Raw genomic sequence first — 26978 nt, 5'->3', positions numbered from 1 at the left:
TGGAGACACCCCGCCTTCGCGAGCAAGCCCGCTCCCACCGTGAAGCCTAGCCGCTCTTAGCCTAACTGAGCGGCCACGTCTTCCGGAATGTCCGCATTGGAATAGACGTTTTGCACGTCATCCAGATCCTCAAGCATATCGATGAGCTTGAGCACCTTCTCGGCGCCCTCCAGGTCCAGTTCGGCGCTGGTGGTCGGCTGCATGACGATTTCCGCGTCATCACCCTTGAAGCCAGCAGCTTCCAGGGCATTGCGCACTGCGTAGAAACTGGTGAACGAGGTGAACACGTCGATCGAGCCGTCTTCGTGGCTGACCACGTCGTCGGCATCGGCTTCAAGTGCCGCTTCTGTCAGTGCGTCTTCGTCGACACCCGGTGCAAAGCTGATCTGGCCCTTGCGTTCGAACAGATACGCCACCGAACCGTCGGTACCGAGGTTGCCGCCACACTTGCTGAACGCGTGGCGCACTGCCGCTGCGGTACGGTTGCGGTTGTCGGTCATGCACTCGACCATCACCGCCACGCCACCCGGGCCGTAACCTTCGTAGGTCAGTTCTTCAACGTTGTCGGCCTCGGTCGCGCCGGCGCCACGGGCCACGGCACGGTCGATGATGTCTCGGCTCATGTTGGCGCCCAGCGCCTTGTCCAGCGCCAGACGCAGACGCGGGTTGGAGCCCGGATCGCCGCCGCCCTGACGGGCCGCCACGGTCAGTTCGCGGATCCACTTGGTGAAGATCTTGCCTCTCTTGGCATCCTGGCGTTCTTTGCGGTGCTTGATGTTCGCCCACTTGGAATGACCTGCCATAACTCGCTCCGAATTCTCTTGAACCAATGCCCGCCATGCATTCGCATCGGCCAGCAAAAAAAACTTGTTTTCAATCACTGCAAAAAGAAAAAAGGCGCATCCGAAGATGCGCCTTCAGGCCCGTCTTACTCGGCCTTTGGCGTTTCGCGCAAACGAATGTGCAATTCGCGCAATGCCTTGGCATCCACTACACCCGGCGCCTGCGTCATCACGTCGGCAGCACTCTGGGTTTTCGGGAAGGCGATTACTTCACGGATCGACTGGGCGCCGGTCATCAGCATTACCAGACGGTCCAGACCGAAGGCCAGACCACCGTGCGGCGGCGCGCCGTATTTCAGGGCGTCGAGCAGGAAGCCGAACTTCTCTTCCTGTTCCGCTTCGTTGATGCCCAGCAGACGGAACACCGCCTGTTGCATCTCCTTGCGGTGGATACGGATCGAACCGCCACCCAGCTCGGTGCCGTTCAGCACCATGTCGTAGGCACGGGACAGAGCGCCCGCCGGGTTGGCTTCCAGCTCTTCCGGCGAGCACTTCGGCGCGGTGAACGGGTGGTGCAGCGCCGAGAAGCTGCCGTCATCGTTCTCTTCGAACATCGGGAAGTCGACGACCCACATCGGTGCCCACTCGCAGGTCAGCAACTTGAGGTCGTGACCGAGCTTGATACGCAGCGCGCCCAGGGCTTCGCTGACGATCTTGGCCTTGTCGGCGCCGAAGAACACGATATCGCCGTCGACTGCACCGACGCGATCGAGGATCACGTTCAAGTTGGCTTCCGGGATGTTTTTCACGATCGGCGATTGCAGACCATCAACACCGGCAGCACGCTCGTTGACCTTGATGTACGCCAGGCCCTTGGCACCGTAGATGCCGACGAACTTGGTGTAGTCATCGATCTGCTTGCGCGGCATGCTCGCCCCGCCCGGAACGCGCAGTGCGGCGATACGGCATTTCGGATCGTTGGCAGGGCCGCTGAAGACCTTGAAATCCACTTCTTTCAGTTGATCGGCCACGTCGACCAGCTCCAGCGGGTTACGCAGGTCCGGCTTGTCGGAACCGTAACGGCGCATGGCTTCTTCGAACGTCATGTGCGGGAATTCGCCGAATTCCAGACCCAGCACTTCCTTGAACAGGTTGCGGATCATGCCTTCGGTCAGGCCCATGATGTCTTTTTCGTCGAGGAAGCTGGTTTCGATGTCGATCTGAGTGAACTCAGGCTGACGGTCGGCACGCAGGTCTTCGTCGCGGAAGCATTTGGCGATCTGGTAGTAACGGTCGAAGCCGGCGACCATCAGCAGTTGCTTGAACAGCTGCGGCGATTGCGGCAACGCGAAGAACGAACCGGCGTGGGTACGGCTCGGTACGAGGTAGTCGCGCGCGCCTTCTGGCGTGGCACGGGTCAGGATCGGCGTTTCGACGTCGAGGAAGCCGTTTTCGTCGAGGTAGCGACGGATGCTGGTGGTCATGCGCGAACGCAGACGCAGCTTCTCGGCCATTTCCGGACGACGCAGGTCCAGGAAGCGATAACGCAGACGGGTTTCTTCGCCGACGTCGGAGAACTCGTTCAGCGGGAACGGCGGGGTTTCCGACTCGTTCAGCACTTCCAGCTCGTAGCCCAGCACTTCGATCATGCCCGACGCCATGTTGGCGTTGGTGGCACCGGCCGGACGCAGACGCACCTTGCCGGTGATCTTCACGACGTATTCGCTGCGCACGCGATCGGCGGCGGCGAAGCTCTCGGCGCGATCCGGATCGAACACTACCTGGGCCAGACCGTCACGATCACGGATATCGAGGAAAATCACCCCGCCGTGGTCGCGACGACGGTGAACCCATCCGCAAAGGGTAATTTCCTGGCCTTCCAGGCTTTCGTTCAGTTGGCCGCAATAATGGCTGCGCATCATGGTAGTGGTTCGCTTCTCGTAATTCGAAATTCGGTGGAGATCCCGCTGCACTCAAGCACTGTGCAACTTGTGGAAACTCGCGCGTGTCGTTCGACCTGGGTCTGAACCCTAGTCAGATTTGTCGCCACCGGCCAGGTTCTTCTTCGCGCCGGTCTTGAAATCGGTTTCGTACCAGCCACTGCCGCTGAGGCGAAAGCCCGGCATGGACAGCTGCTTCTTGAGTTCCGGCGCCTGGCAGGCAGGGCAATCGACCAGTGGTGCGTCGCTGATCTTTTGAATGGCTTCCAACTGATGACCACAGGAAGCACATTGGTAATCGTACATCGGCATGGGGTTGTCTCGGCAATCAGATTGCCAGCACGCGCAGGGCTGTGCGGCGAAAGGGCGGGATTATAGCCATTAAATGCGGCCTGTGCAGCCGGAAGACTGCACAGGCCGTCTCGTCAGTGACACCCCCCGTTATTGATCCCGGGAGAATCCCGCAGGCCGTGCACCACACACACCACCCGCACCAGACCGCTGAAGTTTTTCACCCCGCCATGGCGCAGGTGCACTTCACGATCAACGCGGGACAACAGCGTGCCGACCGAACAGCAATTGTCCTCGGCCATCCGGCCCAGAATGTTCCAGTAAACCTGCTCCAGCCGCATGCAGGTCGCGAACCCGTTCAAACGTACCGATCGGGACGACGGCCGGATCAACTCCATGTCGAATCCGCCGAGAAAGGGCTCCACGATTTTCTGTTGCTGCGAACCGTCAGCGATCTCTATTCGCCTGTCTCCACCTTCCATATCGTTGACACTCCTTTGCCATTTCTGCGCTTGTTTTCAAGGCAACATCCTGTGACCTCATTAAAAGCGCAGGCGCAAAGGCAGATCCAGATGACTTTTTGACCATCCGCGTAGGATAAGCCAACGCGATACGGAGGATCATGGAGCGGTGGGGCGTCTTCCTTGCTTCCTACATTCGCGAATGACTTTTCCGGGCAAAAAAGAGAACAGCGCACGAATGAAGTGAGTCCGTGCGCCTTCCGCCGTCAGGCCTCGAGCAGTGCGCGCAACATCCACGCGGTTTTCTCGTGAACCTGCATACGCTGAGTCAGCAGGTCGGCGGTCGGCTCATCGCTGACTTTATCCAGCAGGGGGAATATCCCCCGCGCCGTGCGAGTGACTGCCTCCTGACCCTCGACCAATTGTTTGATCATGTCCTCGGCACTCGGCACCCCCTCTTCCTCTTTAATGGAAGACAGCCGCGCATAGGTCGCGTACGCGCCCGGGGCGGGAAAACCCAGGGCCCTGATACGTTCGGCAATCGAATCCACCGCCAGGGCCAGTTCGTTGTATTGCTCCTCGAACATCAGATGCAGGGTCCGGAACATCGGCCCGGTGACGTTCCAGTGGAAGTTGTGGGTCTTCAGATACAGCACGTAGGTGTCCGACAGAAGGCGCGAGAGCCCTTCGACGATGGATTTGCGGTCTTCTTCACTGATACCGATATCGATTGCCATGTTTACCCCCTAAAGGCGATTGAATTCATCCAACAGGTGCCGCTGCACTGTAGCAAGGCCATCCCCGCCCCGCAGCCCCCGCATGACCCCGATAGACGCGACAAATCGTCCGACGCCTGCCGCTGGCCGGCGTAATTTGAGTACCCGCAGGCTTTGCTGTTAAATAGGCAGTGTGTCGCTACGCCCCGTTTTCCGGGCCTGCGCATAGGCTGATGCCGGGTACGTGTCCAACGCCTCTTTATTGTTCCGAAGCGAACCGTGCGCCTTCAGCTCTTCCTTGTGAGCCGTCATAACGTGAGTCAATAAAAATGTTGAAAATCGTCCACCTGCTAATGGGCGCAGCAGCCTTGCTGCTGTCCTTCATACCTAGCCTGAAGTCCGAAGCGGTACCTTACCTGCAACAACCCGATGCACTTTACCTGGCCTTTTTCGGCCTGCTGAACCTGATCCTTGCGCCAGTCATCCCTTACTGGAACAAAGGTCCGCGCCAGCATCTGCAAAACCTGGTCAGCGCCTTGCTGGTCCTGACCGTCGTCCTGCAAACCCTGACCCTGATCGCGCCGATGCCTGTCATCGCCGGCCAGCCAGCCGTACTGTTCAGCCTGGTGATTGCACTGATTGCCGTGGTCCTGCACCTGGCCGTCAGCTTTTATAAATCCTCACCGGCCGCCGCTACGCAAAGCTACGACATGAGCAACCGCGATACCGGCACCGTCAAGTGGTTCAACACCTCCAAGGGCTTCGGCTTTATCTCCCGGGATTCCGGCGATGATATTTTCGTGCACTTTCGCGCCATCCGTGGCGAAGGCCACCGCGTTCTGGTCGAAGGCCAGCGCGTGGAGTTCTCGGTGATGAACCGTGACAAGGGCCTGCAGGCCGAAGACGTGATCGCCGCCCTGCCGCGTCGCTGATTCACGCCTCCCGGCAATAAAAAACCGCGAACAGCCTGGCTGTTCGCGGTTTTTTAATGCGCGTTTTTTTTCACGGGAGCATGCCCGCACGCCTCTCAATAGTGTGGCGGCGGCGCGTCTTCCTCAAAGGATCCGATCTGGCCGACCATCTCTTCCTGACGCTTGAGTACAGCTGCCATCTGCAATTGCAGACGCTCAACCACCCGCTGCTGCTCCACCAGCACATCGTTCAATGCCTGAATGGTGTCGTCCTGAAACGCCAGGCGGCTTTCCAGCTCGGTAACACGTTGTTCGAGGCTCATGACTCAGCCCTCCAGAAAGTTGAAATCGTCGTCCAGCACCAGACGCAGGCGCTCGCGGATCGCGGCCACTTGCTCGGCACTGTAAGGCTTGGCAGGGTGCTTACCCCAGACCGGCGCCGGCCAGGCGGCATCGTCCCGTTTACGCACGATGACATGCATATGCAGTTGGCTGACAACATTACCCAGGGTCGCGACATTCATCTTGTCGGCGTCGAAGGAGTCCTTGAGTACCTCGGCCAGGGCTGTGGTTTCCTGCCACAAGCGCTGCTGGTCGGCGACATCCAACTGAAACAACTCGCTGATATCGTCGCGGCGTGGCACCAGGATGAACCACGGGTAGTTGGCATCGTTGGACAACAGCAGTCGGCACAGCGGGAAATCGCCGATGGTCAGGGTGTCCTGTTGAAGTCGTGAATCTAAAGCAAACACTGCGCGCACTCCCGGCGGTTGACCTGTTTTCAGCTTAGCGCCCCACTACGAAAGCAGCGCGCCAAACGACTGGACGGCAGCATACCTGCGATTGTGGAGTCCTTCACGGCGAATGCGCTACTGCAAGGATTTCCAGCGCCCCGGAATGAGCCATTTGCAGCACGAGCGCACCAGTACGGAACCTGCCAATGAACACGGCGCAAGGACCGGGTCATATCGTGGCGTTTACGGCCCTTCAACCGCTCAACTGTATGAATTCAGTACAGCCATTGAAATTTTTTGCACCAAAACCGCACAGCACGTCTACGCTCAGTGCGTCGGGCATCCGCCGAATACTCACTGACGGGGTGAACCGGTAACGTTTTTGGTTGTCGCGCTGCGACTTTCAGGGAGCAACACCATGCGAAGGATGGCGTCAAGCCTGTTCGAAAGGCCCTCGAAGCCCCCGGTTTTATGAGGTTTTTACAGCATCAGACGAGCACGTTGAAAAAAACCGGAACAATTCAGCGGTTTGTGCACGCTTGTTGCATTCATACCCATATGGACTATAAGCGCACCACAAGAAGTGGATGCCTTGAGCCCCATAAAAACAGTGGCAGGGTTGCCCGATGGAGATTCAAGCGTTTTGCCAAGGGACTCTTTTTTACCGATGCTCAAGCTCTGTAAAACAGCGCTGAAGTTGTCAGTCCCATTGCATTTGGACTGTAAATTTGCGACATCTACCAAGCCGTTTGCGACACGCTCGTAAAGAAGCTGAAAGGTTGGATTCGCAAGTATCGCCAACATGGTCGGCGTGATATAAGTTTGCGCCGACACAAAAAGAAAGAGCCGCCCAGATAATAAAACAGGTGGGACGGCAGTACTCTTCTAAAACCAAAGGAGCAAATCACGATGCGCGTGATGAAGTGGAGCATGATCGCACTGGCAGTTGCTGCAGCAGCCAGTACTCAAATGGCTACGGCCGCCCCGTTTGTAAGTGACCAGGCTGAAGCGAAAGGCTTCGTTGAAGACGCGAAAGCTGACTTGCTGATTCGCAACTATTACTTCAACCGTGACAACAAAGACGGTGCCCGTGACGTTAAAGACTGGACCCAGGGTATCTGGGGCAACTTCAGCTCCGGTTACACCCAAGGTACTGTTGGCGTCGGCGTTGATGCGTTCGGCTACCTGGCCATCAAACTAGACGGTGGTGACGGTACTTCCGGTTCGGGCAACATGAGCCGTAGCGACGTGGTCAACCCGAACAACGGCGCTCGTGACGTGAACGACAGCCAGGGTAAAGCAGGCGCAGCCATCAAGTTCCGCGTCTCCAAGACCGAGCTGAAAATCGGTGACATGCAGCCAAGCACCGCGCCAGTGTTCGCAATTGGCGGTTCCCGTATCCTCCCGCAAACTGCCAGCGGTTTCCAACTGCAGAGCAGCGAAGTCAAAGACCTCGACCTCGAGGCCGGTCACTTCTACTCGGGTACCAGCCAGGACAAGAACGCACGTGATGGCGATCTTTTCGCCAACTATGCCGGCGTTGCAGCCAACTCCATCGACTACTTCGGTGGCAAGTACGGCATCACCGAAAACCTGAGCGCATCGCTCTACGGCGCCAAACTGGAAGACATCTGGAACCAGTACTACGCCAACGTGAACCTCACCACCCCATTCGGCGGTGACACCTCGCTGAACACCGACTTCAACATCTACCGCACCACCGACACCGGTGACGCGAAAGCCGGTGACATCAGCAACACCACGTTCTCCCTGGCCACCGCGTTGTCGTTCCTGAAAGCGCACACAATCACCCTGGCCTTCCAGAAAGTGAACGGTGACACTCCGTTCGACTACATCGGTATCGGCAAGAACAACCGTGGCGGCGACTCGATCTTCCTCGCCAACTCCATCCAGTACTCTGACTTCAACGCCCCGAACGAGAAGTCTGCCCAGATCCGTTACGATCTGAAAATGGCTGAGTACGGCGTTCCAGGTCTGAGCTTCATGACCCGTTACGTCAAAGGCTGGGACATCGACGGCACCCACACTCCAGCAGGCAGTGCCTACGCTGGTCTGTATGGCGAAGATGGCAAACACAACGAAACCAACTTCGAAGCCAAATACGTAGTTCAGTCTGGCCCGGCCAAAGACCTGTCCTTCCGTCTTCGTCAAGCCTGGCACTTCGCTAACGCCGACGAAGGTGAAGGCGACGTGAAAGAGTTCCGTCTGATCGTCGACTACCCGCTGTCGCTTTTGTAATCGCACCGAGTTAGTTGCGGTAACAAAACAAAAAGGCCCATCTTCGGATGGGCCTTTTTTATTGCCTGTCACTTGTAATAGATGCCTGACCGATAAGTCAGGCAATTAATTAGCAACCTATCATTACACTGCCGATTCCTGAACCACACGAATCACTCGTTGTGGAAAAGGAATATCAATGCCTGCAGTCTTTAAACGATCACGCGACTGTTCGTTAAACATGAACATCACATCCCAGTAATCCGCAGTTTTAACCCATACCCGCAGGGAAACAGTGATCGAACTGTCACCCAGTGTCGAAATAACGGCCTGAGGTGCCGGATCCTGCAGAACGCGCTCATCCTTGGCCAGATCCAGCAGCACCTGACGGGCCTTTTGCAGATCGGCTTCGTAATCCACACCTACGTCGAACACAACCTTGCGGGTCGGCTGACGGTTGGTGTTGGTGATGATGCCGTTCGACAGGTTGCCGTTCGGGACGATGATGGTCTTGTTGTCGCCAGTGCGCAGCACGGTGTGGAAAATCTGGATGCTGTCGACGGTACCCGCCACACCCTGAGCTTCGATCCAGTCACCGATGCGGAACGGACGGAACAGCAGAATCAGCACGCCGCCGGCGAAGTTCGCCAGGCTGCCCTGCAACGCCAGACCGATGGCCAGGCCGGCCGCACCGATTGCCGCGACGAACGAGGTAGTCTCGACGCCGATCATCGACGCCACGCTGACGATCAGCAGCACCTTGAGAATGATGTTGGCCAGGCTGCTGATGAAACCTTGCAGCGCCAGGTCGGCATTGCGCAGGGCCAGCAGGCCGCCGAGCTTTTGCGTGACCTTGTTGATCAGCCACCAGCCGATGGCCAGGGTAATCACCGCCAGCAACACACGGCTGCCGTATTCCATGATCATCGGAATCCACGCCTGGGATGCCTTGACCAGGTTGTCCACCTCAGCATTCAAATCCATGTTTTATCTCCTGATTGCCGGCTTCCCGGGCTGTAAAAAACCAGCGGCAGAAAGACCGAACCGAACAGGGCTCAATCGTTTCTGCCGTCGCTTGGGCCTCGGACGCATTAAACGCCGAGAGGTTCCCGACCGAAAAGCTTAGTCGCGGAAGTTGTTGAACTGCAGTGGCATGCCAAATTCCTTGGCACGCAGGGCCGCGATGGCTTCCTGCAGGTCGTCACGCTTCTTGCCGGTCACACGCACCTGCTCGCCCTGGATGGCGGCCTGCACCTTGAGCTTGGCTTCCTTGATGTGGCCGACGATTTTCTTCGCCAGTTCCTTGTCGATGCCTTCCTTGAGGACGGCGTCCTGCTTCATCAGCTTGCCCGAGGCGAAGGAGTCTTTGACTTCCAGGCACTGCACGTCGATCTTGCGCTTGACCAGGGCCAGCTTGAGGATCTCGATCATCGCTTCCAGCTGGAAATCGGCTTCAGCGGTCAGGTGGACGGTCAGGTCCTTTTCCTTGTATTCGAAGCTGCCCTTGCCTTTCAGGTCATAACGACGATCGAGTTCCTTCACGGCGTTCTCGACCGCGTTGGTGAGTTCGTGTTTGTCCAGTTCGGATACCACGTCGAACGACGGCATGTAAGTTCTCCAATAAAAAGGCGCGCTCGTACGGGACGCGGCGCGCTTGGCTTGCGGTTAAAATCGGGCTCATTATAACGGGTCTTTTCCCACCGACACGGCGAGCCTTGCATGCCAGTACCTTACCGAGTGAAAAACTGATGTCCACCCCCTGGCACGTCCTCGGCGCCGGAAGTCTCGGCACGCTCTGGGCCACACGCCTGGCCCGGGCCGGCCTGCCGGTTCGGTTGATCCTGCGCGACATTGACCGCTTGCACGACTATGCGACGGCGGGCGGCCTGACCCTCGTCGAGCAAGGCGTGGCCAGCAGCTACGCCATCCCTGGCGAAACCCCGGACAGCCCCGACCCCATCCGCCGCCTGCTGGTGGCCTGCAAGGCCTACGACGCCGAAGCGGCTGTGGCCGGACTTGCCCACCGTCTGGCAGCGGACGCCGAACTGATCCTTTTGCAGAACGGCCTCGGCAGCCAGGAAGCGGTCGCCGCGCGAGTCCCGCAAGCCCGCTGTATCAGCGCCTCCAGCACCGAAGGCGCATTTCGCGACGGCGACTGGCGCGTGGTGTTCGCCGGCCATGGCTACACCTGGCTAGGGGACGCCGGTCATCCGGTAGCACCGATCTGGCTGGACGATCTCGAGGCGGCAAAAATCCCCCATGAATGGAGCGCCGACATCCTCACCCGCCTGTGGCGCAAACTGGCACTCAACTGTGCGATCAATCCGCTGACGGTGCTGCACGACTGCCGCAACGGCGGCTTGCAGCAACATCACTGCGAAGTCGCCACCCTGTGCGGCGAACTGACCGAACTGCTCGAACGCTGCGGTCAACCGGCCGCGGCGGACAACCTGCAACAGGAAGTCGAGCGGGTGATCCAGGCCACGGCGGCGAATTTCTCGTCCATGTATCAGGATGTGGCCAGTAAACGCCGCACCGAGATCAGCTATCTGCTCGGCCATGCCTGCAAGGTTGCAGAGCGTCATCAGTTGAACCTGCCTCATCTCAAGCAATTGCAAGAGCGCCTGAGCGCTCATCTGCACAGTCTCGGATTGCCCGTCGACTGAGCAGCGGCTACGCTGGCCACTTGTTCCTTTGCTGCGATAAACCTGATGCCATTGCGCCAGCGTCTTGAAAACCTGCCGGTCGGCCAGAAACTGCTGGCCGCTCTGCTGGTGCTGTTGACCACTGTGTTGCTGGTCGCCAACCTGACCTTTATCAGCGCCGCCTATTACATTTCCCAGGAAAGCATGGCGCCCCAGGCGTTGCAGACCATCGGCCGGCTGGTGTCGAACCCGAGCCTGGTGGCCGACGCCTTGCAGTCGCCACAAAGCGCCGAGCGTTTGCTCAAGGAGCTCGACAGCTATTCCCCGCTGCGTGCCGCGGCTCTGTACGACGGCAAAGGTGAACGCCTGGCACAGTTGCAGCACGGCGACAAACTCAACCTGCCGGAACGCTACCGGCACATCGAAGCCTGGCAACTGACCGAGTTTCGCAGCAACCAACTCATCACCCTGCCCCGCCCCGGCACCGCACCGGGCCACCTGTTGCTGGTGGCCAGCAGTGAACTGCCGGTGGCGTTCTACACCGGCACGCTCACCGCCAGTCTGGGGATTCTGATTTTCAGTGTGCTGCTGTGGCTGGTCATCGCCCGGCAGATCAAGCGCCTGATCACCCGGCCGATCCATCAGCTCGAAGAACTGTCCCGCCAGGTCACCCGCGAAGAGAACTACGCCCTGCGCGCCTCCCGGGGCAACCATGACGAAATCGGCAGTCTGGCCGAAGCGTTCAACACCATGCTCTCGCGCATCGAGGCCCGGGAGCAGCAACTCAAGCGCGCCCGCGATGACTCGCAAGCCGCCTACGATCAGGCCCAGGGTCTGGCTGAAGAAACCCGCCACACCAACCGCAAGCTGGAACTGGAAGTCCAGGTGCGCAGCAAGATCGAGAAAAAACTCACCGGGTTCCAGAACTACCTCAACAGCATCATCGACTCCATGCCTTCGGCGCTGATCGCCCTCGACGAACAGCTCTACGTCACCCAATGGAACCAGGAGGCCAGCGCCCTTTCCGGTACCCGGCTGGACGAAGCGCTGAACCAGCCGATCTTCCTCGCGTTCGAGCCGCTCAAGCCGTTCCTGCCGCAACTCAAGCAGACCGTCGAACAGCACACGGTGGCGAAGATCGAGCGAGTGACGTGGTTCAAGGACGACGAGCCCAAGCACTACGCCCTGACCTTCTATCCGTTGATGGGCGGCGCCGGGCGCGGCGTGGTGATCCGCATCGACGACATCACCCAGCGCCTGTCACTGGAAGAAATGATGGTGCAGTCGGAGAAAATGCTGTCGGTCGGCGGCCTCGCCGCCGGCATGGCCCACGAAATCAACAACCCGCTGGGGGCGATCCTGCACAACGTGCAGAACATCCGCCGACGCCTGTCGCCAGACCTGCCGAAGAACCTCGAGCAGGCCGAGCAACTGGGCATCGCACTCGATACCGTGAACCGCTACCTGCAAGGCCGGGAAGTCCCGCAACTGCTCGACGGCATCCAGCAGGCCGGCGCGCGGGCGGCGAAAATTGTCACGCACATGCTCAGTTTCAGTCGCCGCAGCAACCGCCAGATGGCGCCGTGCGACCTGCCGGCGCTGATCGATCAAGCCGTGGAGATCGCCGGCAACGACTTTGACCTGGCCATCGGCTTCGACTTCAAGGGTCAGGCGATCATTCGCCAGTTCGACCCGGCGCTGGGCCCGGTGCCCGGCACGGCCAACGAACTCGAACAGGTGCTGCTGAACCTGCTGAAAAACGCCGCGCAGGCGATCCACCAGCGCGAAGATGACAGCGAGCCAGGGCGAATCACCCTGCGCACCCGGCTCAATCCGCCCTGGGCCGAGATTCAGGTCGAGGACAACGGCATCGGCATGAGCGAGAACGTGCGCAAGCGCACCTTCGAGCCGTTCTTCACCACCAAGGAAATCGGCCAGGGCACGGGCCTCGGGCTGTCGGTGTCGTACTTCATCATCACCAACAACCACAAAGGGCAGATGGAAGTGCAGTCGGCGCCAGGGCAAGGCACCTGCTTCACCCTGCGTCTGCCGCTGGCGCAACCGGCGCCCATCGCCGCCGAAACCAATCAACTACCGAGGTAAACCATGGGCTTTCGCTTGTCGAAGATCTACACCCGCACTGGCGACAAGGGCGAAACCGGACTGGGCGACGGCCGCCGGGTACCCAAGGATCACCCGCGCATCGAGGCCATTGGCGAGGTCGATACGCTGAACAGTCAGGTCGGCGTGCTGCTGGCCGGATTGATCGCCGAGCGCGAAACCTGCCCCGGTCTGAATGAACTGATCGACGTGTTGGCGCCCTGCCAGCACCGGTTGTTCGACCTTGGCGGTGAGCTGGCGATGCCGGAATATCAGGCGCTGAACACAGCGGAAATCGAACGGCTGGAAGCCGCCATCGATGTCTGGAATGAAGAATTGGGGCCGCTGGAGAATTTCATTCTGCCGGGCGGTTCGATGCTGATTGCCCAGGCCCATGTCTGTCGCAGCCTGGCGCGCAGTGCCGAGCGGCGTTGCCAGCATTTGAATGCGACCGAACCGTTGGCCGGGGTTGGCCTGGCGTATATCAATCGCTTGTCGGATCTGTTGTTTGTGGCGGCGAGGTTGATTGCCCGGCGTCAGGGCATTGCCGAGATTCTGTGGCAACCGGCGGCGAAACCTTCAGATCAGTAGCGACTGTCAGGACGCCTTCGTCGGAACGCCGCCCGGAGCAAGCCCGCTCCCACAGTTGATCGAGTTCCTCCTGCGGCAATGCAATCAACCGTGGGAGCGGGCTTGCTCGCGAAGGGACATCAGCCTCAATAAAGAATCAGGCCTCAGGCCAGAACGCTCGAATCCCCGCCACACCCTGAGCCCCGGCATTCCACGCTTTTTCACGCTCCGCCGGTCCGACTCCGCCCAGCAGAAACACCGGCTTGCTGAAACCTTCGATCAGCGTCGACGCCTGCTCCCAGCCCAACGGCTGCGCATCCGGGTGAGTCAGGGTCGGTTGCACCGGCGACAGGGTCACGAAATCCACACCCATCTGCTCGGCCAGCGCCAGCTCTTCCGCGTTGTGGCAGGACGCCGCCAGCCAGCGCTCCGCCGGCAGCGGACGCCCTGCCGCCGCGTACTTGCGCAGCTGCGCCGAGGTGATGTGCCAACCAGCGGCCGGGAAATCGCCCAGCCACTCGAACGGGCCCTTGATCATCAACTGCGCCTTGCCGGCGCACAGGCCGACCGCGTCTACCGCGAGGTCGCGGTACTTCGGGTCATAGCCATTCGGCGCACGCAGCTGGATCAGTTTGATGCCACCGGCAATTGCCTTCTGGATACCGCGCAGCAGGGCCGGGGTTTCCAGGTCTTCCGGGGTGATCAGGTATTCAGCGGGCAAACGCGCCGCCGCGACGATCGGCTGGTTGGCTGCCGGGAATTCGTAATCCGTCAGCTCTCTGGCTGAAACCCAGGCCAAAGGCTGGCCTTCGGCGCCATGAGGTTCGCCGGTGAAGCTCGACACTTCCCAGACATCCAGCAACACCTGCTTGTCCGGGTAGTCATGACGCACCTTGATCAGCGGCCGAGCGGCACCAACGACAATGCCCAACTCTTCTTGCAGCTCGCGGGCCAGCGCGGTTTGCACCGACTCGTCGGCTTCGACCTTGCCACCGGGAAATTCCCAGAGGCCGCCCTGATGCTGGGTATCGGCACGCCGGGCGATCAGAATCTTGCCGCTGCCATCACGAATGACGGCGGCGGCGACGTGTACACGTTTCACGACTGCAATTCCTCCAGTCCAGCCTTTTGCCAGGCCTTGAAGGCTGGCCATTGGTAGACGGTTTCAACATAGGCTTGATCGTCGGCCGGCAGCTTGACCTGATAGGTGCGCAGACGCACGGCAATCGGGGCGAAGAACGCATCGGCCAGCGACACCCGACCAAACAGGTAAGGCCCCGGTTCGGTCGCGACAGCACGGCATTCGGCCCACAGCGCGAGCATGCGCTCGACATCGACCTTCACTTCCGGCGGCACCGGATTGAGCGGTGCGTCGTGGCTCAGGTTGAACGGCATGTGGTTGCGCATGGCGAAAAAGCCGCTGTGCATCTGCGCGCAGGCGGATCGCGCCTGGGCTCGGGCGAAGATATCGGTCGGCCAGAGTTGCTCGGAAGGAAACTGTTCGGCCAGGTATTCGGCAATCGCCAGAGAGTCGGCGACGGTGCCGCGGGCGGTTTTCAGCAGCGGCACCTTGGCGGTCGGCGAATGGTTAAGCAACCGCTCGCGGGTGTCGGGCTTGCCGAGTTTGACCAGTTCTTCGGTGTAGGGCGCGCCGGTCAGTTCAAGCGCCAGTGCCGCGCGCAGGGACCAGGAGGAAAGCAGTTTGTCGCCGATGATCAGGTGAAGGCTCATGTTCGGGTCCTTTCATGGGACAGAAGAAAAGGAGGTCCGCAGACCTCCTTCTTCGGCAGGGATCAGGTGCGGTATTCGGCGTTGATCTTCACGTACTCGTGGGACAGGTCGGTGGTCCAGATGGTTTCGCTGCAATCGCCGCGACCCAGTTCGATACGGATGGTGATTTCTTCCTGTTGCATCACCGCCGAGCCCTGGGCTTCGGTGTAGGTCGCGGCGCGGGCGCCACGGCTGGCGATGCACACCTCGCCAAGGAATACGTCGATCTTGCTCACGTCCAGGTCCGGCACACCGGCACGGCCAACGGCGGCGAGGATCCGGCCCCAGTTCGGGTCGGACGCAAACAGTGCCGTCTTGATCAGCGGCGAGTGGGCGACGGTGTAGCCGACGTCCAGGCATTCCTGGTGATTGCCGCCGCCGTTGACTTCAACGGTCACGAACTTGGTCGCGCCTTCGCCGTCACGCACGATGGCCTGGGCCACGTCCATGCACACCTCGAACACGGCTTGTTTCAGCTTGGTGAACAGCTCGCCTTCGGCACGGGTGATTTCCGGCAGCGCAGCCTTGCCGGTGGCGATCAGCATGCAGCAGTCGTTGGTCGAGGTGTCGCCGTCGATGGTGATGCGGTTGAACGACTTGTTGGCGCCGTCCAGGATCAGGTTGTGCAGCACGTCGCGGGAGACTTTGGCGTCGGTGGCGATGTAACCGAGCATGGTCGCCATGTTCGGACGGATCATGCCCGCGCCCTTGCTGATGCCGGTGACGGTGATGGTCACGCCGTCATGCTGGAACTGGCGGCTGGCGCCTTTTGGCAGCGTGTCGGTGGTCATGATGCCGGTGGCGGCGGCTTCCCAGTTGTTTTCCGACAGGTCGTCCAGCGCGGCCTGCAGGGCGCCTTCGATCTTCTCGACCGGCAGCGGCTCGCCGATCACGCCAGTGGAATACGGCAGGATCTGGCTGGCATCCACGCCGGTCAGTTCAGCCAGTTTGGCGGTGGTGCGCTCGGCAGCAGCCAGGCCCGGTTCGCCGGTGCCGGCGTTGGCATTGCCGGTGTTGGTCAACAGGTAGCGCACAGCGTTCTGCACGCGTTTCTTGGCCAGGATCACCGGCGCTGCACAGAAAGCGTTCAACGTAAACACGCCCGCCACGGTGGAACCTTCGGCGCAACGCATCACGACGACATCCTTGCGCCCCGGGCGCTTGATGCCGGCCGAAGCGATACCGAGTTCAAAACCGGCAACCGGGTGCAACGTTGGCAAAGGACCAAGACCAACAGCCATGAATGCGCTCCTTACTCAATGATGTCAGCACCGCCAAGCGTAGTGACGGTGGTGTAAATGGCAAAACGCCGCGACGGCTGGTGCCGGTCGCGGCGCGGGTATTTCAGCGATTGAAACGGGTTTTACTGGATCTGCCCGTGGCAATGCTTGAATTTCTTGCCCGAACCGCAGTAGCACAGTTCGTTGCGGCCCAGCTTCTGCTCGTTGCGCACCGGGGCGGTGGCGAGGGCCACATCGACCTCTTCACCGACCAGTGCTTCCGGTTGATCCAGACCTGGCGCTTCAGCGTGTTCGAACTGCATGCGGGCGGCCAGTGCTTCGGCTTCCTGACGCAGGCGTTGCTCTTCCTCGGCCGGATCTTCGCGGCGAACCTGAACGTGCGACAACACACGGATCGAGTCGCGCTTGATCGAATCCAGCAGCTCGGAGAACAGCGTGAAGGACTCGCGCTTGTATTCCTGTTTCGGGTTTTTCTGCGCATAACCACGCAGGTGGATACCGTGACGCAGGTGATCCATGGTCGACAGGTGGTCTTTCCACAGGTCGTCCAGAACGCGCAGCACGATCTGCTTCTCGAACGAGCGCAGGGCTTCGGCGCCAGCCTGGTCTTCTTTTTCGTTGTACGCGGCGATCAGCTCGTTCATCAGCTTTTCGCGCAGGGTTTCTTCGTACAGGTGATCGTCTTCGTCGAGCCATTGCTGGATCGGCAGCTTCACGCCGAAGTCGCTGGCGATCGACGCTTCCAGACCGGCCACGTCCCACTGCTCTGGCAGCGATTGCGGCGGAATGTGCGCGCTGACGGTGGCGTTCAGCACGTCCTGGCGGAAGTCAGCGATGGTTTCGCCGATGTTGTCCGCAGCCAGCAACGTGTTACGCATGTGATAGATCACTTTACGCTGTTCGTTGTTGACGTCGTCGAACTCGAGCAGTTGCTTGCGAATGTCGAAGTTGCGGCCTTCAACCTTGCGCTGTGCCTTCTCGATGGCGTTGGTCACCATGCGGTGTTCGATCGCTTCGCCAGGCTGCATGCCCAGGGCTTTCATGAAGTTCTTCACCCGGTCGGAGGCGAAGATACGCATCAGGCTGTCTTCCAGCGACAGGTAGAAGCGGCTGGAACCGGCGTCACCCTGACGGCCGGCACGGCCACGCAGCTGGTTGTCGATACGACGGGATTCGTGACGCTCGGACGCGATCACCTGCAGACCGCCGGACTCCAGCACTTGCTGGTGACGCTTCTGCCAGTCGGCCTTGATCTGGGCAATCTGCTCAGGGGTCGGGTTTTCCAGCGACGCGACTTCAACTTCCCAGTTGCCGCCCAACAGGATGTCGGTACCACGACCGGCCATGTTGGTAGCGATGGTCAGTGCGCCCGGACGACCGGCCTGCGCGATGATTTCAGCTTCTTTTTCGTGGAACTTGGCGTTCAGAACCTTGTGTTCGATGCCTTCCTTCACGAGCAATGCGGACATGTGCTCGGAGGTTTCGATGGTCGCAGTACCCACCAGCACCGGACGACCGGCAGCCATGCTTTCCTTGATGTCGTTGACGATCGCCGCATATTTCTCTTCGGCGGTCAGGAACACCAGGTCGTTGTAGTCCTTACGGGCCAACGGTTTGTTCGGCGGAATGACCATAACGTCCAGACCATAGATCTGGTGGAATTCGAATGCTTCGGTATCAGCGGTACCGGTCATGCCGGACAGCTTGGTGTATAGACGGAAGTAGTTCTGGAACGTGGTCGATGCCAAAGTCTGGCTTTCGGCCTGGATATTCAGGTTTTCCTTGGCCTCGATGGCCTGGTGCAAGCCTTCGGACAGACGACGACCCGGCATGGTGCGACCGGTGTGCTCGTCAACCAGCACGACCTGGCCGTCTTGCACGATGTATTCGACATTGCGGTTGAACAGCTTGTGCGCACGCAGGCCGGCGTAAACGTGAGTCAGCAGACCCAGATTATGCGCCGAGTACAGGCTCTCGCCTTCAGCCAGCAGGCCAACACTGGCGAGTTGCTCTTCGATGAACTGGTGACCGGCTTCGTTGAGTTCGACCTGACGGGTCTTCTCGTCGACGGTGAAATGGCCTTCCTGGGTGACTTCGCCTTCGACTTCTTCGACGTGCAGCTTGAGTTTCGGGATCAGCTTGTTGATCTCGATGTACAGCTTGGAGCTGTCCTCGGCCTGACCGGAAATGATCAGCGGGGTACGCGCTTCGTCAATGAGGATGGAGTCGACTTCGTCGATCACGGCAAAGTTGAGTTCGCGCTGGAATTTCTCTTCCATGCTGAACGCCATGTTGTCGCGCAGGTAGTCGAACCCGAATTCGTTGTTGGTGCCGTAGGTGATGTCGGCGGCATAGGCGGCGCGCTTCTCTTCCGGCGGCTGGAACGGCGTCACGATGCCGACGCTCAGACCGAGGAATTCATACAGCGGACGCATCCAGTTGGCGTCGCGGCGGGCCAGGTAATCGTTCACGGTCACAACGTGCACGCCCTTGCCGGACAGCGCGTTGAGGTAAACACCCAGAGTACCCACCAGCGTCTTGCCCTCACCGGTGCGCATTTCGGCGATCTTGCCTTCGTGCAGGGTCATGCCACCGATCAGCTGGACGTCAAAGTGGCGCATGCCCATGACACGCTTGCCGGCTTCACGGGCGACCGCGAAGGCTTCGGGCAACAGCTTGTCGAGGGTCTCCCCCTTGGCAATGCGGTCCTTGAACTCTGCGGTCTTGGCGCGCAGTTGATCGTCCGAGAGGGCGACCATCTTCTCTTCGAAGGCATTGACGAGCTGCACCGTCTTGAGCATGCGTTTGATTTCACGCTCGTTCTTGCTTCCAAAAAGTTTCTTTAACAAAGGCGCAAACATATCGGCAGGATCTTCCACACTAAAGGGATGGAGGGCGGCCCCGTGAGTCGCCCGTGCAGCCCTCATGGCCGCATGCGAACGAGCATTCTACCCGGAAACGGTGGTGAGGAAAGTGGGGATATTCCACGATGCTGGCACTGCGCTTTGACGGGGCTCACTTAAAATAGGGGCGTTTTGCTCAACTTCAAGCCGTACAGCGAAGAAGTTAGTCGTTGATTTAATGGGCAAAGCAGGGACAAAAGCAATGGGCGAGTGAAATGGGTGCCATCTGCTACCATGGCGCCTCTGTCACTTCAGGTCCTAGATCATGGCATTTCGCCCTCTCACAGCCAGAGCGCCCGCCGTTCTGCTACGCGAAGCCAGACCGCTGAAAGCCATCCTCGGTCATGCCCAGCGCCTGGCCCATCTGCAACGTCTGCTCGAAAGCCAGCTGCAACCTGCCGCCCGTGAACACTGCCACGTAGCCAAGTGGCGCGAAGGCGAACTGTTGCTGATCGTCACCGACGGCCATTGGGCCACGCGCCTGCGCTATCAACAGAAGCGCCTGCAACGGCAACTGCAGATGTTCGACGAGTTCGCCAATCTGACACGGATAAAATTCGCCGTGCGGCCACCGACCATCCAACGCGAAGCGAGCGGGCCGACGATCGACCTGTCAACGGATGCGGCGGCGACCATCCAGGCCACCGCCGACGGGATCAGCGATCCGAATCTGCGAGCGGCACTGGAACGACTGGCCGCCCACGCCAAACCTAAACCCTGAGCCTTGGTTGATCAGCGGCGTTTGCTGCCCCCGAGCAATGACCCCATCAGACCGCGCACCAACTGTTTACCCAGCGAATTCGCTGCCTGGCGCATCGCAGACTTGAGCGCCTGCCCCGCGGCCGTACCAAGGAACTCCCCAGCCTTGTCCGCCAGGCTCGGCTCCTCAATCGCCGGTTTGCCCGGCGCCGCTTCCGCCTCCGGTCCCAGCCCCTTGCGGCCCATCAGAATTTCATAGGCCGACTCGCGATCGATCGGCTTGTCATAACGCCCCTTGAACGGCGAACCGGCGATCAGCATCGTGCGTTCGGTCTCGGTCAACGGCCCGATCCGCGATTGCGGCGGTGCCACCAGCACCCGCTGCACCATTTCCGGCGTGCCCTTCTCTTGCAGCGTGCCGACCAAAGCCTCGCCAATCCCGAGCTCGGTGAGCACCGACAACGTGTCGAACGCCGGATTCGGCCGGAAGCCATCCGCTACCGCCCGCAGGGATTTCTGTTCCTTGGCGGTGAACGCGCGCAGGCCATGCTGGATCCGCAGCCCCAGTTGCGCCAGCACATCGTCCGGCAGATCGCCCGGCGACTGGGTGACGAAATACACGCCCACACCTTTGGAACGGATCAGCCGCACCACTTGCTCCAGCCGCTCCTGCAACGCCTTCGGCGTATCGCCAAACAACAAATGCGCCTCATCGAAGAACAGCGCCAGCAACGGTTTATCGGCATCGCCGCGTTCCGGTAATTGCTCGAACAGCTCGGCCAGCAGCCACAGCAGGAAGGTCGCGTAGACCTTCGGCGCTTCATGCACCAGACGACTGGCGTCGAGCAAATGGATGCGCCCGCGACCGTCAGCGGTCGGCTGCAGAATGTCCTCCAGTTGCAGCGCCGGCTCGCCGAACAACGCCTCGGCGCCCTGCTGCTCCAGCGTGGCCAGACGCCGCAACAGCGCCTGGCTGGAACCGGTGGTGAACAGCGCCGCGTCTTCGCCCAGCAGCTGCGGATTGTCCTTGAGGTGATTGAGCAGCGCTTTCAGGTCTTTGAGATCCAGCAGCAACAGGCCTTCGCGATCCGCCACCTTGAACGCTGCATACAGTGCCGACTGCTGGCTGTCGGTCAGCTCCAGCAGGGCGCCGATCAGCAGCGGGCCCATTTCGCTCAGCGTGGTGCGCAACGGATGACCGGACTGACCGTGAATGTCCCACAAGGTCACGGGATACGCCTGAGGCTTGTGATTGAGCCACGGCATGCCGGCGATGCGCTCGGCAATCTTGCCCTGGGGATTGCCGGCAGCACCGAGGCCGCACAGGTCGCCCTTGACGTCGGCGGCGAACACCGCGACGCCGGCGTCGCTGAACGCCTCGGCCAGACGCTGCAAAGTGACGGTCTTGCCGGTACCGGTTGCGCCGGCTACCAGTCCGTGACGATTGGCCAGGCGCATGGCCTGGGCGATCGGTTGCCCGGCGAGGTCGGCGCCGATTACGAGTTGCAAGGAGTCAGGCATTTGGTCACCCAATGGTTAATCTTTGTCGAGCATGGCCGATAGCTAAAGGTGACAGATGCGACTGACATCCGCATCGGAGATTTCCCTAAGGAGAAGCGGAAATACCTGCTTGTACTCATCAAGCCCACCTAGCGAGCATCTATAGAAGCACGCCCTGAATAATAAGACCTTAGCGGAACCCCAAGCCATGAACAAAAATCTGCGTTTCAGCCATAAAATTTTGCTTGCCGCCGCCCTCATCGTCATTGCCGCCTTCGCCTCGTTCACGCTGTACAACGACTGGTTGCAACGCAATGCGATCCGCGAGGACCTGGACAATTACCTCAACGAGATGGGCGAGGTCACAGCCGACAACATTCAGACCTGGCTCAGCGGGCGCATCCTCCTGATCGAGAACGCGGCACAGAACATCGCCATCAATCCCGAGCCTGCTGCCGTCGCCAGCCTGCTGGAACAGAAAGCCCTGACTTCGACTTTCATGGCGTCCTACCTGGGCGATGCCACCGGGCACTTCACCATCCGCCCGGATGCGAAGATGCCGGACGGTTTCGATCCGCGCGTTCGCCCTTGGTATAAAGGTGCGGAAAGCAGCAGCACCTCGACCCTGACCGAACCGTACATCGACGCCGCCACCGGCCAGACCATTATTTCCATCGCCACCGCCGCGAAAAAGGCGGGCCAGAGCGTGGGCGTGGTGGGCGGCGATCTGAGCCTGCAAACCCTGATCAACACCCTCAGCGCCCGGGACTTCTCCGGCATGGGCTACGCGTTCCTGGTCAGCGCCGACGGCAAGATCCTGGTGCACCCGGACAAGGCCCTGGTGATGAAATCACTGAAGGATGCCTATCCGCAGGACACGCCGCGCATCACCAGCGACTTCACTGAAGTCACCGTCGACGGCAAGACCCGCATCGTCAACTTCACCCCGATCAAAGGCCTGCCGACGGTGAACTGGTACATCGGCCTGTCGGTGGACAAAGACAAAGCCTTCTCGATGCTCAGCGAATTCCGCACCTCGGCGGTGATCGCCACCGTGATTGCGGTGGCGATCATCATCGCCCTGCTCGGCATGCTGATCCGCATTCTGATCCAGCCGCTGCACGTGATGACCCGCGCCATGGAAGACATCGCCGACGGCGAAGGCGACCTGACCAAGCGCCTGACCATCCAGAACCAGGACGAATTCGGCGTGCTCGGTACCGCGTTCAACCGTTTCGTCGAGCGTATCCACGGTTCGATCCGCGAAGTGTCGTCGGCCACCGGCCAGGTCAACGAAGTCGCCCTGCGGGTAGTCGCGGCCTCGAACTCTTCGATGTACAACTCCGACCAGCAAGCCTCGCGCACCAACAGCGTAGCGGCGGCGATCAACCAGCTCGGCGCCGCCGCCCAGGAAATCGCCCGCAACGCCGCACAAGCCTCGACCCAGGCCAGCGACGCCCGTGGCCTGGCTGAAGACGGCCAGCAAGTGGTGGAGCGCAGCATCAAGGCAATGAACCAACTGTCGAGCATGCTCAGCGCATCCAGCAGCAATATCGAATCGCTGAACAGCAAGACCGTGAACATCGGCCAGATCCTGGAAGTGATCACCAGCATTTCCCAGCAGACCAACCTGCTGGCGCTCAACGCGGCCATTGAAGCAGCGCGTGCCGGGGAAGCCGGTCGCGGATTTGCGGTGGTGGCGGACGAGGTGCGCAACCTCGCCCACCGCACCCAGGAATCGGCGCAACAGGTACAGACCATGATCGAGGAGCTGCAAGTCGGCGCCCGCGAATCCGTCAGCACCATGAGCGACAGCCAGCGACACAGCCAGGACAGCGTGGACATCGCCAACCTCGCCGGCGAGCGCCTGAACAGCGTGACCCAGCGCATTGGTGAAATCGACGGGATGAACCAGTCGGTGGCGACCGCGACCGAGGAACAGACTGCCGTGGTCGAGTCGATCAACGTGGATATTACCGAGATCAATACGCTGAACCAGGAAGGTGTCGAGAACTTGCAGGCGACGTTGCGTGCCTGCTCGGATCTGGAGCAGCAGGCTTCGAGACTGAAGCAGTTGGTGGGTAGTTTCCGGATCTAAGATCAAGATCAAAAGCCTACCCCCTCACCCCCAACCCTCTCCCCCAAGGGGGCGAGGGGGAAAGGGAGCAGATCTTCAGGGTTTTCAGGTCCTGAGCTCGGCGCGAAACTTTCAGGTCGATGTATCACGACCAAACACCTCGGTCAGTCCCCTCTCCCCCTGGGAGAGGGTTAGGGTGAGGGCCTGACGCCCTCAACCCCAGCACAAATCCCCCTGCCGCCCCCCACCGCGAAACCCCGACCGAACATCTATTCTTGATAAAGGTCAACCAAGGGAGATCACTGCGGAGGGACGTTCACCGTGCATATCGCTGACATCACCATGTTCTACGCCCCGGCCAGCGGCGGCGTGCGCACCTATCTGGATGCCAAGCACCGTCGGCTGGGGGGCAAGCCCGGCATCCGCCACAGCCTGCTGATCCCCGGGGCGGATTTTGGTGAGTCTGACGGCGTTTATACGGTTCCCGCCCCTGCCCTGCCCTTCGGCAAGGGCTATCGTTTTCCCCTGCGCCTGGCCCCTTGGCGAAACGTCCTGCAGGATCTGCAACCCGATCTGATCGAAGTCGGCGACCCGTACCTCACCGCCTGGGCCGCGCTCGATGCACGGCGACAACTGGATGTGCCGGTGATCGGTTTCTACCACTCGGACCTGCCGCTGCTGGTGGGCAACCGCATGGGCCATTGGGTCACGCCAAATGTCGATGCGTATGTGCGCAAGTTGTACGGCAATTTCGACCGGGTGCTGGCACCCAGCCAGGTCATGGCCGACAAGCTCAGCAGGCTTGGGGTACGCAACGTATATGTGCAGCCACTGGGCGTTGACCTTCAGACCTTCCATCCGGATGCCCGCGACGGCGGGTTACGTGCCGAACTGGGGATCGCCGAGGACACACGCCTGCTGATCTTTGCCGGTCGCGGTTCCAAGGAGAAAAACCTGCCGGTGCTGCTCGATTGCATGAAACGCCTGGGGCCGCGTTATCACCTGCTGCTGGTCGGCTCGTCGATGCCGGCGTCCGTCCCGGACAACGTCAGCGTGATCGACCGGTTCTGCCCTGCCGTACAGGTCGCGCGGTTGATGGCCAGTGCCGACGCGCTGATCCATGCCGGCGATCAGGAAACCTTCGGCCTGGTGATCCTGGAGGCCATGGCTTGTGGCATTCCGGTGGTGGCGGTGGCGGCCGGGGCGTTCGAAGAAATCGTCAGCGAATCCTGCGGCCTGCTCTGCGCGCCGAACAATGCGCAAGCCATGGCCAATGCCGTGCGCGAACTGTTCAGTCGCGGGACTGACGTAATCGGTCGACAGGCACGCCAACATGTCGAACGGCATTACGCCTGGGACACGGTGGTCGACAGCCTGCTGAGCCATTACCACGCGGTTCTCGGCGATTCGGTTCCTCGGGTGGCCAATGGCTGAATCTCACGAGCGCCCGGCGGTAATGCTGGTGCTGCATGACGTGGCACCCTCCACGTGGGCCGATTATCGAGGGTTCGTCAAAGCCGTTGACCGGTTGGACAACGTCCCGATGACGTGGCTGGTGGTCCCGGACTTCCATCGCCACGATGCCCTTGAGGCCCACCCGGAGTTCTGTCGCATGCTCGACGAGCGTGTCGCCCGCGGCGATGAACTGGCGCTGCACGGCCACTTTCATGAGGACACCGAGCCCGGCCCGCGTACTGCTCGCGACTGGTTCATGCGCCGGGTCTACACCCATGAAGGCGAGTTCTATCAGTTGTCCCGTGAAGCCGCCCTCGCCCGCCTGCGCCCGGGCATCGATCTGTTTCGACGCCACGGCTGGCCACTCCACGGTTTCGTGGCTCCGGCCTGGTTGATGAGCGCCGGCACGCGCGAAGCACTGCGCGAATTGCCGCTGCGCTACACCAGCGATCCGCAGCATCTTTATCACTTGCCGGATTTCGCGGCGGTCGAGGCCCCCGGACTGGTGTGGAGCGCGCGCAGTGCCTGGCGTCGCGGGGTGTCGAAGATCGTCAGCGAACAGCGTGAGCAGCGCTGGCGTCAGGCGCCGGTGATTCGTCTAGGATTGCACCCGGTGGACATGCGTCACCGCTTTTCCCGGGCTTACTGGTGGCGCACCCTTGAACGACTGCTGGCGGGCGGACGCGTACCCATGACCAAAATCGACTGGCTGACACGCCAGCGCACTCAAGCCGAGCGTGCCGCTTGAGTCGCGGCATTCTGCTGCTGATCGGCCTGCTGGTGGCCGTGGCGGTTCCTGTCCTGCTCGGCGGCGGCGAGACCTGGGAGCGCCTGCAGGCTTTCCCGCTGAATTGGCTGTTGATCATGTTCGCCATGGTGCTGCTGTGCTGGGGCATCAACACCCTGCGCCTGCGGCTGCTGCTCGGCGATCAGCGTGACCGGGTCACACCCATCAAAAGCCTCGGGGTGGTGATGGCCGCCGAATTTGCCTGGTGCGCCACGCCCGGCGGCAGCGGCGGGCCGTTGACGATCATGGCGTTGCTGGCCCGCAGCGGCGTGCGTCCGGCCCGGGGCAGCGCCGTGTTTGCGATGGATCAGTTGAGCGATCTGCTGTTTTTTCTCTGCGCCCTGAGCGGAATTCTGATCTACGCGCTGTTCCAGCATCTGAGTGATCGTATGGAATGGCTGCTGATTGTCAGCGCCGTGTCATTGTCCGGGGGCTTGCTGAGCTGCATATTGGTTGCGCGCTATCACCGCCGTTTGATCCGCCTGAGCGGACGACTGCTGGCCGGGATGAACATCGAACCGCGAACTCGACGGCGCTGGGCGCGGCAGTTACTGCACTTTCTGGCAGCTTTCACCGATGCGCTGAAGTTGCCCTGGGCGACATTGATCAAGGTGTTCGTCCTGACCTGCGTGCATTGGTCGCTGCGATACAGCGTGCTGTATCTGGCGTTGCGCGGGCTGGGGACGGATGTGCAGTGGGCCTGGACCTTTCTGATCCAGATGCTTTCGCTGGGAGCGGGGCAATTCAGCCTGTTGCCGGGCGGTGCCGGTGCAGCGGAATTGACCTCGGCGGCGCTGCTGGCGCCGATGGTAGGCAAGTCCACCGCGGCGGCGGCGATCCTGATCTGGCGGGTGGTGACGTATTACTTCTATCTGCTGGTGGGTGGCCCGGTGTTTCTATTGATGCTGGGCCGGCCGTTGCTGAAAAAGCTGCTGAGCGTCAGACAGGCTTCTTGAGGTCATCCTCTTCGTCCTTGAGCTGTTCCCACAGTTCGGCAGCACCGGGAAACTCCGTGCCGTCCTCCGGGCTCAGGTCATCCGGGTCATAACGACTCAGGCAGCCTTCGCCCAGGGTGGCGGGTGCCTTGGAAGTGGCTTTGTCCAGTGGATCGCTCATCGGTCATTCCTCACGGTCCATGGATCGCTCCCACGCTCTGCG

At 60.7% G+C, this 26978-nt stretch carries 25 protein-coding genes and 1 pseudogene; 11 read left to right on the top strand and 15 right to left on the bottom strand.

Annotated features, from left to right (window positions below):
* Positions 1-56 precede the first annotated feature (56 nt).
* From CAF76_RS11550 to CAF76_RS11530, 5 genes are all read right to left on the bottom strand, one after another.
* Positions 57-803: a YebC/PmpR family DNA-binding transcriptional regulator gene (locus CAF76_RS11550; RefSeq protein WP_003227527.1), complete on the bottom strand. Its 747-nt coding sequence runs from the start codon at positions 801-803 to the stop codon at positions 57-59.
* A gap of 125 nt (positions 804-928) precedes the next feature.
* Complete coding sequence (aspS, locus tag CAF76_RS11545; protein ID WP_064599001.1) at positions 929-2704, bottom strand: aspartate--tRNA ligase; 1776 nt, start codon at positions 2702-2704, stop codon at positions 929-931.
* A 108-nt stretch (positions 2705-2812) separates the two neighbouring features.
* Positions 2813-3034 carry an FmdB family zinc ribbon protein gene (locus tag CAF76_RS11540; RefSeq protein ID WP_007951210.1) on the bottom strand — a complete coding sequence of 74 codons (222 nt, stop codon included), beginning with the start codon at positions 3032-3034 and terminating at the stop codon, positions 2813-2815.
* 113 nt (positions 3035-3147) lie between these two features.
* On the bottom strand, positions 3148-3495 hold the full coding sequence (locus CAF76_RS11535; protein ID WP_085647303.1) for a ribbon-helix-helix domain-containing protein: 348 nt from the start codon (positions 3493-3495) through the stop codon (positions 3148-3150).
* Positions 3496-3740: 245 nt separating this feature from the next.
* On the bottom strand, positions 3741-4211 hold the full coding sequence (locus tag CAF76_RS11530; RefSeq protein WP_007951212.1) for a Dps family protein: 471 nt from the start codon (positions 4209-4211) through the stop codon (positions 3741-3743).
* 308 nt (positions 4212-4519) lie between these two features.
* Between CAF76_RS11530 and CAF76_RS28955 the strand changes: the two genes are divergently transcribed.
* Entirely contained in the window at positions 4520-5122 is a 603-nt protein-coding gene (locus CAF76_RS28955; protein ID WP_064599005.1) for a cold-shock protein, read from the top strand.
* Positions 5123-5217: 95 nt separating this feature from the next.
* Here CAF76_RS28955 and CAF76_RS11520 read toward each other — a convergent pair whose 3' ends face one another.
* Both CAF76_RS11520 and CAF76_RS11515 read right to left on the bottom strand, forming a co-directional pair.
* Positions 5218-5424 carry a SlyX family protein gene (locus CAF76_RS11520; protein WP_039766003.1) on the bottom strand — a complete coding sequence of 69 codons (207 nt, stop codon included), beginning with the start codon at positions 5422-5424 and terminating at the stop codon, positions 5218-5220.
* Between the two features lie 3 nt (positions 5425-5427).
* Positions 5428-5853 carry an HIT domain-containing protein gene (locus CAF76_RS11515; protein WP_064599007.1) on the bottom strand — a complete coding sequence of 142 codons (426 nt, stop codon included), beginning with the start codon at positions 5851-5853 and terminating at the stop codon, positions 5428-5430.
* Between the two features lie 891 nt (positions 5854-6744).
* Between CAF76_RS11515 and CAF76_RS11510 the strand changes: the two genes are divergently transcribed.
* Positions 6745-8094 carry an OprD family porin gene (locus CAF76_RS11510; protein WP_085647302.1) on the top strand — a complete coding sequence of 450 codons (1350 nt, stop codon included), beginning with the start codon at positions 6745-6747 and terminating at the stop codon, positions 8092-8094.
* Positions 8095-8217: 123 nt separating this feature from the next.
* Here the strand turns inward: CAF76_RS11510 and CAF76_RS11505 are convergent, their stop codons facing one another.
* Positions 8218-9057 carry a mechanosensitive ion channel family protein gene (locus CAF76_RS11505; protein WP_064599011.1) on the bottom strand — a complete coding sequence of 280 codons (840 nt, stop codon included), beginning with the start codon at positions 9055-9057 and terminating at the stop codon, positions 8218-8220.
* 138 nt (positions 9058-9195) lie between these two features.
* The gene (locus CAF76_RS11500; RefSeq protein WP_011335651.1) at positions 9196-9681 is read right to left on the bottom strand and encodes a YajQ family cyclic di-GMP-binding protein; all 486 of its coding nucleotides are present in this window, start codon (positions 9679-9681) and stop codon (positions 9196-9198) included.
* A gap of 140 nt (positions 9682-9821) precedes the next feature.
* On the opposite strand from CAF76_RS11500, the gene CAF76_RS11495 reads away from it, so the two are divergent.
* The 3 genes from CAF76_RS11495 to CAF76_RS11485 are packed head-to-tail and all read left to right on the top strand — an operon-like array spanning position 9822 to position 13409.
* Positions 9822-10739, top strand: a complete 918-nt coding sequence (locus CAF76_RS11495) for a putative 2-dehydropantoate 2-reductase (protein ID WP_085647301.1) — start codon at positions 9822-9824, stop codon at positions 10737-10739.
* 45 nt (positions 10740-10784) lie between these two features.
* Positions 10785-12821, top strand: coding sequence for a HAMP domain-containing sensor histidine kinase (locus CAF76_RS11490; protein ID WP_085647300.1), 2037 nt, complete (start codon positions 10785-10787; stop codon positions 12819-12821).
* A gap of 3 nt (positions 12822-12824) precedes the next feature.
* Positions 12825-13409, top strand: a complete 585-nt coding sequence (locus CAF76_RS11485; RefSeq protein ID WP_085647299.1) for a cob(I)yrinic acid a,c-diamide adenosyltransferase — start codon at positions 12825-12827, stop codon at positions 13407-13409.
* Positions 13410-13545: 136 nt separating this feature from the next.
* Here the strand turns inward: CAF76_RS11485 and CAF76_RS11480 are convergent, their stop codons facing one another.
* From CAF76_RS11480 to secA, 4 genes are all read right to left on the bottom strand, one after another.
* Positions 13546-14490 (bottom strand): Nudix family hydrolase, encoded by a 945-nt coding sequence (locus CAF76_RS11480; RefSeq protein ID WP_085647298.1) that lies wholly within the window; start codon positions 14488-14490, stop codon positions 13546-13548.
* Positions 14487-15119: a glutathione S-transferase family protein gene (locus CAF76_RS11475; RefSeq protein ID WP_085647297.1), complete on the bottom strand. Its 633-nt coding sequence runs from the start codon at positions 15117-15119 to the stop codon at positions 14487-14489. The genes CAF76_RS11480 and CAF76_RS11475 overlap by 4 nt, the downstream gene beginning before the upstream one ends.
* Positions 15120-15181: 62 nt before the next feature.
* Entirely contained in the window at positions 15182-16399 is a 1218-nt protein-coding gene (gene argJ, locus CAF76_RS11470; RefSeq protein ID WP_039765981.1) for a bifunctional glutamate N-acetyltransferase/amino-acid acetyltransferase ArgJ, read from the bottom strand.
* 122 nt (positions 16400-16521) lie between these two features.
* Positions 16522-19260 (bottom strand): preprotein translocase subunit SecA, encoded by a 2739-nt coding sequence (secA, locus tag CAF76_RS11465; protein ID WP_064599018.1) that lies wholly within the window; start codon positions 19258-19260, stop codon positions 16522-16524.
* A gap of 307 nt (positions 19261-19567) precedes the next feature.
* Between secA and CAF76_RS11460 the strand changes: the two genes are divergently transcribed.
* Complete coding sequence (locus CAF76_RS11460) at positions 19568-20023, top strand: DUF721 domain-containing protein (RefSeq protein ID WP_085647296.1); 456 nt, start codon at positions 19568-19570, stop codon at positions 20021-20023.
* An 11-nt stretch (positions 20024-20034) separates the two neighbouring features.
* On the opposite strand, the gene CAF76_RS11455 is transcribed toward CAF76_RS11460, so the two are convergent.
* Positions 20035-21522, bottom strand: coding sequence for a helicase HerA-like domain-containing protein (locus CAF76_RS11455; RefSeq protein WP_085647613.1), 1488 nt, complete (start codon positions 21520-21522; stop codon positions 20035-20037).
* Between the two features lie 187 nt (positions 21523-21709).
* Between CAF76_RS11455 and CAF76_RS29010 the strand changes: the two are divergent.
* From CAF76_RS29010 to CAF76_RS11435, 5 genes and pseudogenes are all read left to right on the top strand, one after another.
* A pseudogene (locus CAF76_RS29010) lies at positions 21710-22741 on the top strand (cache domain-containing protein); the annotation flags it as partial.
* Positions 22742-22834: 93 nt separating this feature from the next.
* Positions 22835-23599, top strand: a complete 765-nt coding sequence (locus tag CAF76_RS29005) for a methyl-accepting chemotaxis protein (protein WP_371855245.1) — start codon at positions 22835-22837, stop codon at positions 23597-23599.
* A 300-nt stretch (positions 23600-23899) separates the two neighbouring features.
* Positions 23900-25012: a glycosyltransferase family 1 protein gene (locus tag CAF76_RS11445; RefSeq protein ID WP_085647294.1), complete on the top strand. Its 1113-nt coding sequence runs from the start codon at positions 23900-23902 to the stop codon at positions 25010-25012.
* A complete protein-coding gene (locus CAF76_RS11440; protein ID WP_085647293.1) occupies positions 25005-25781 on the top strand; it encodes a DUF2334 domain-containing protein in 777 nt (258 codons plus the stop codon). Before CAF76_RS11445 ends, CAF76_RS11440 begins: the two co-directional genes overlap by 8 nt.
* Positions 25778-26776, top strand: a complete 999-nt coding sequence (locus CAF76_RS11435) for a lysylphosphatidylglycerol synthase transmembrane domain-containing protein (protein ID WP_085647292.1) — start codon at positions 25778-25780, stop codon at positions 26774-26776. The genes CAF76_RS11440 and CAF76_RS11435 overlap by 4 nt, the downstream gene beginning before the upstream one ends.
* On the opposite strand, the gene CAF76_RS28735 is transcribed toward CAF76_RS11435, so the two are convergent.
* Positions 26760-26936 (bottom strand): hypothetical protein, encoded by a 177-nt coding sequence (locus tag CAF76_RS28735; RefSeq protein WP_007951232.1) that lies wholly within the window; start codon positions 26934-26936, stop codon positions 26760-26762. The two genes, CAF76_RS11435 and CAF76_RS28735, sit on opposite strands and share 17 nt — an antisense overlap.
* Between the last annotated feature and the right edge of the window lie 42 nt (positions 26937-26978).

The organism is Pseudomonas sp. B40(2017), assembly GCF_002112855.1.
GTDB lineage: Bacteria > Pseudomonadota > Gammaproteobacteria > Pseudomonadales > Pseudomonadaceae > Aquipseudomonas > Aquipseudomonas pharyngis.
Note: the sequence above shows the minus strand (reverse complement) of the source record. Positions and strands in the feature narration are given on the sequence as shown.

What these genes read in the sequence shown, in the direction of transcription:
- CAF76_RS11550 (WP_003227527.1), bottom strand. Translation starts at nt 803, where the DNA reads ATGGCAGGTCATTCCAAGTGGGCGAACATCAAGCACCGCAAAGAACGC.
- aspS (WP_064599001.1), bottom strand. Translation starts at nt 2,704, where the DNA reads ATGATGCGCAGCCATTATTGCGGCCAACTGAACGAAAGCCTGGAAGGC.
- CAF76_RS11540 (WP_007951210.1), bottom strand. Translation starts at nt 3,034, where the DNA reads ATGCCGATGTACGATTACCAATGTGCTTCCTGTGGTCATCAGTTGGAA.
- CAF76_RS11535 (WP_085647303.1), bottom strand. Translation starts at nt 3,495, where the DNA reads ATGGAAGGTGGAGACAGGCGAATAGAGATCGCTGACGGTTCGCAGCAA.
- CAF76_RS11530 (WP_007951212.1), bottom strand. Translation starts at nt 4,211, where the DNA reads ATGGCAATCGATATCGGTATCAGTGAAGAAGACCGCAAATCCATCGTC.
- CAF76_RS28955 (WP_064599005.1), top strand. Translation starts at nt 4,520, where the DNA reads ATGTTGAAAATCGTCCACCTGCTAATGGGCGCAGCAGCCTTGCTGCTG.
- CAF76_RS11520 (WP_039766003.1), bottom strand. Translation starts at nt 5,424, where the DNA reads ATGAGCCTCGAACAACGTGTTACCGAGCTGGAAAGCCGCCTGGCGTTT.
- CAF76_RS11510 (WP_085647302.1), top strand. Translation starts at nt 6,745, where the DNA reads ATGCGCGTGATGAAGTGGAGCATGATCGCACTGGCAGTTGCTGCAGCA.
- CAF76_RS11505 (WP_064599011.1), bottom strand. Translation starts at nt 9,057, where the DNA reads ATGGATTTGAATGCTGAGGTGGACAACCTGGTCAAGGCATCCCAGGCG.
- CAF76_RS11500 (WP_011335651.1), bottom strand. Translation starts at nt 9,681, where the DNA reads ATGCCGTCGTTCGACGTGGTATCCGAACTGGACAAACACGAACTCACC.
- CAF76_RS11495 (WP_085647301.1), top strand. Translation starts at nt 9,822, where the DNA reads ATGTCCACCCCCTGGCACGTCCTCGGCGCCGGAAGTCTCGGCACGCTC.
- CAF76_RS11490 (WP_085647300.1), top strand. Translation starts at nt 10,785, where the DNA reads ATGCCATTGCGCCAGCGTCTTGAAAACCTGCCGGTCGGCCAGAAACTG.
- CAF76_RS11485 (WP_085647299.1), top strand. Translation starts at nt 12,825, where the DNA reads ATGGGCTTTCGCTTGTCGAAGATCTACACCCGCACTGGCGACAAGGGC.
- CAF76_RS11475 (WP_085647297.1), bottom strand. Translation starts at nt 15,119, where the DNA reads ATGAGCCTTCACCTGATCATCGGCGACAAACTGCTTTCCTCCTGGTCC.
- argJ (WP_039765981.1), bottom strand. Translation starts at nt 16,399, where the DNA reads ATGGCTGTTGGTCTTGGTCCTTTGCCAACGTTGCACCCGGTTGCCGGT.
- secA (WP_064599018.1), bottom strand. Translation starts at nt 19,260, where the DNA reads ATGTTTGCGCCTTTGTTAAAGAAACTTTTTGGAAGCAAGAACGAGCGT.
- CAF76_RS11460 (WP_085647296.1), top strand. Translation starts at nt 19,568, where the DNA reads ATGGCATTTCGCCCTCTCACAGCCAGAGCGCCCGCCGTTCTGCTACGC.
- CAF76_RS11455 (WP_085647613.1), bottom strand. Translation starts at nt 21,522, where the DNA reads ATGCCTGACTCCTTGCAACTCGTAATCGGCGCCGACCTCGCCGGGCAA.
- CAF76_RS29005 (WP_371855245.1), top strand. Translation starts at nt 22,835, where the DNA reads ATGTACAACTCCGACCAGCAAGCCTCGCGCACCAACAGCGTAGCGGCG.
- CAF76_RS11440 (WP_085647293.1), top strand. Translation starts at nt 25,005, where the DNA reads ATGGCTGAATCTCACGAGCGCCCGGCGGTAATGCTGGTGCTGCATGAC.
- CAF76_RS28735 (WP_007951232.1), bottom strand. Translation starts at nt 26,936, where the DNA reads ATGAGCGATCCACTGGACAAAGCCACTTCCAAGGCACCCGCCACCCTG.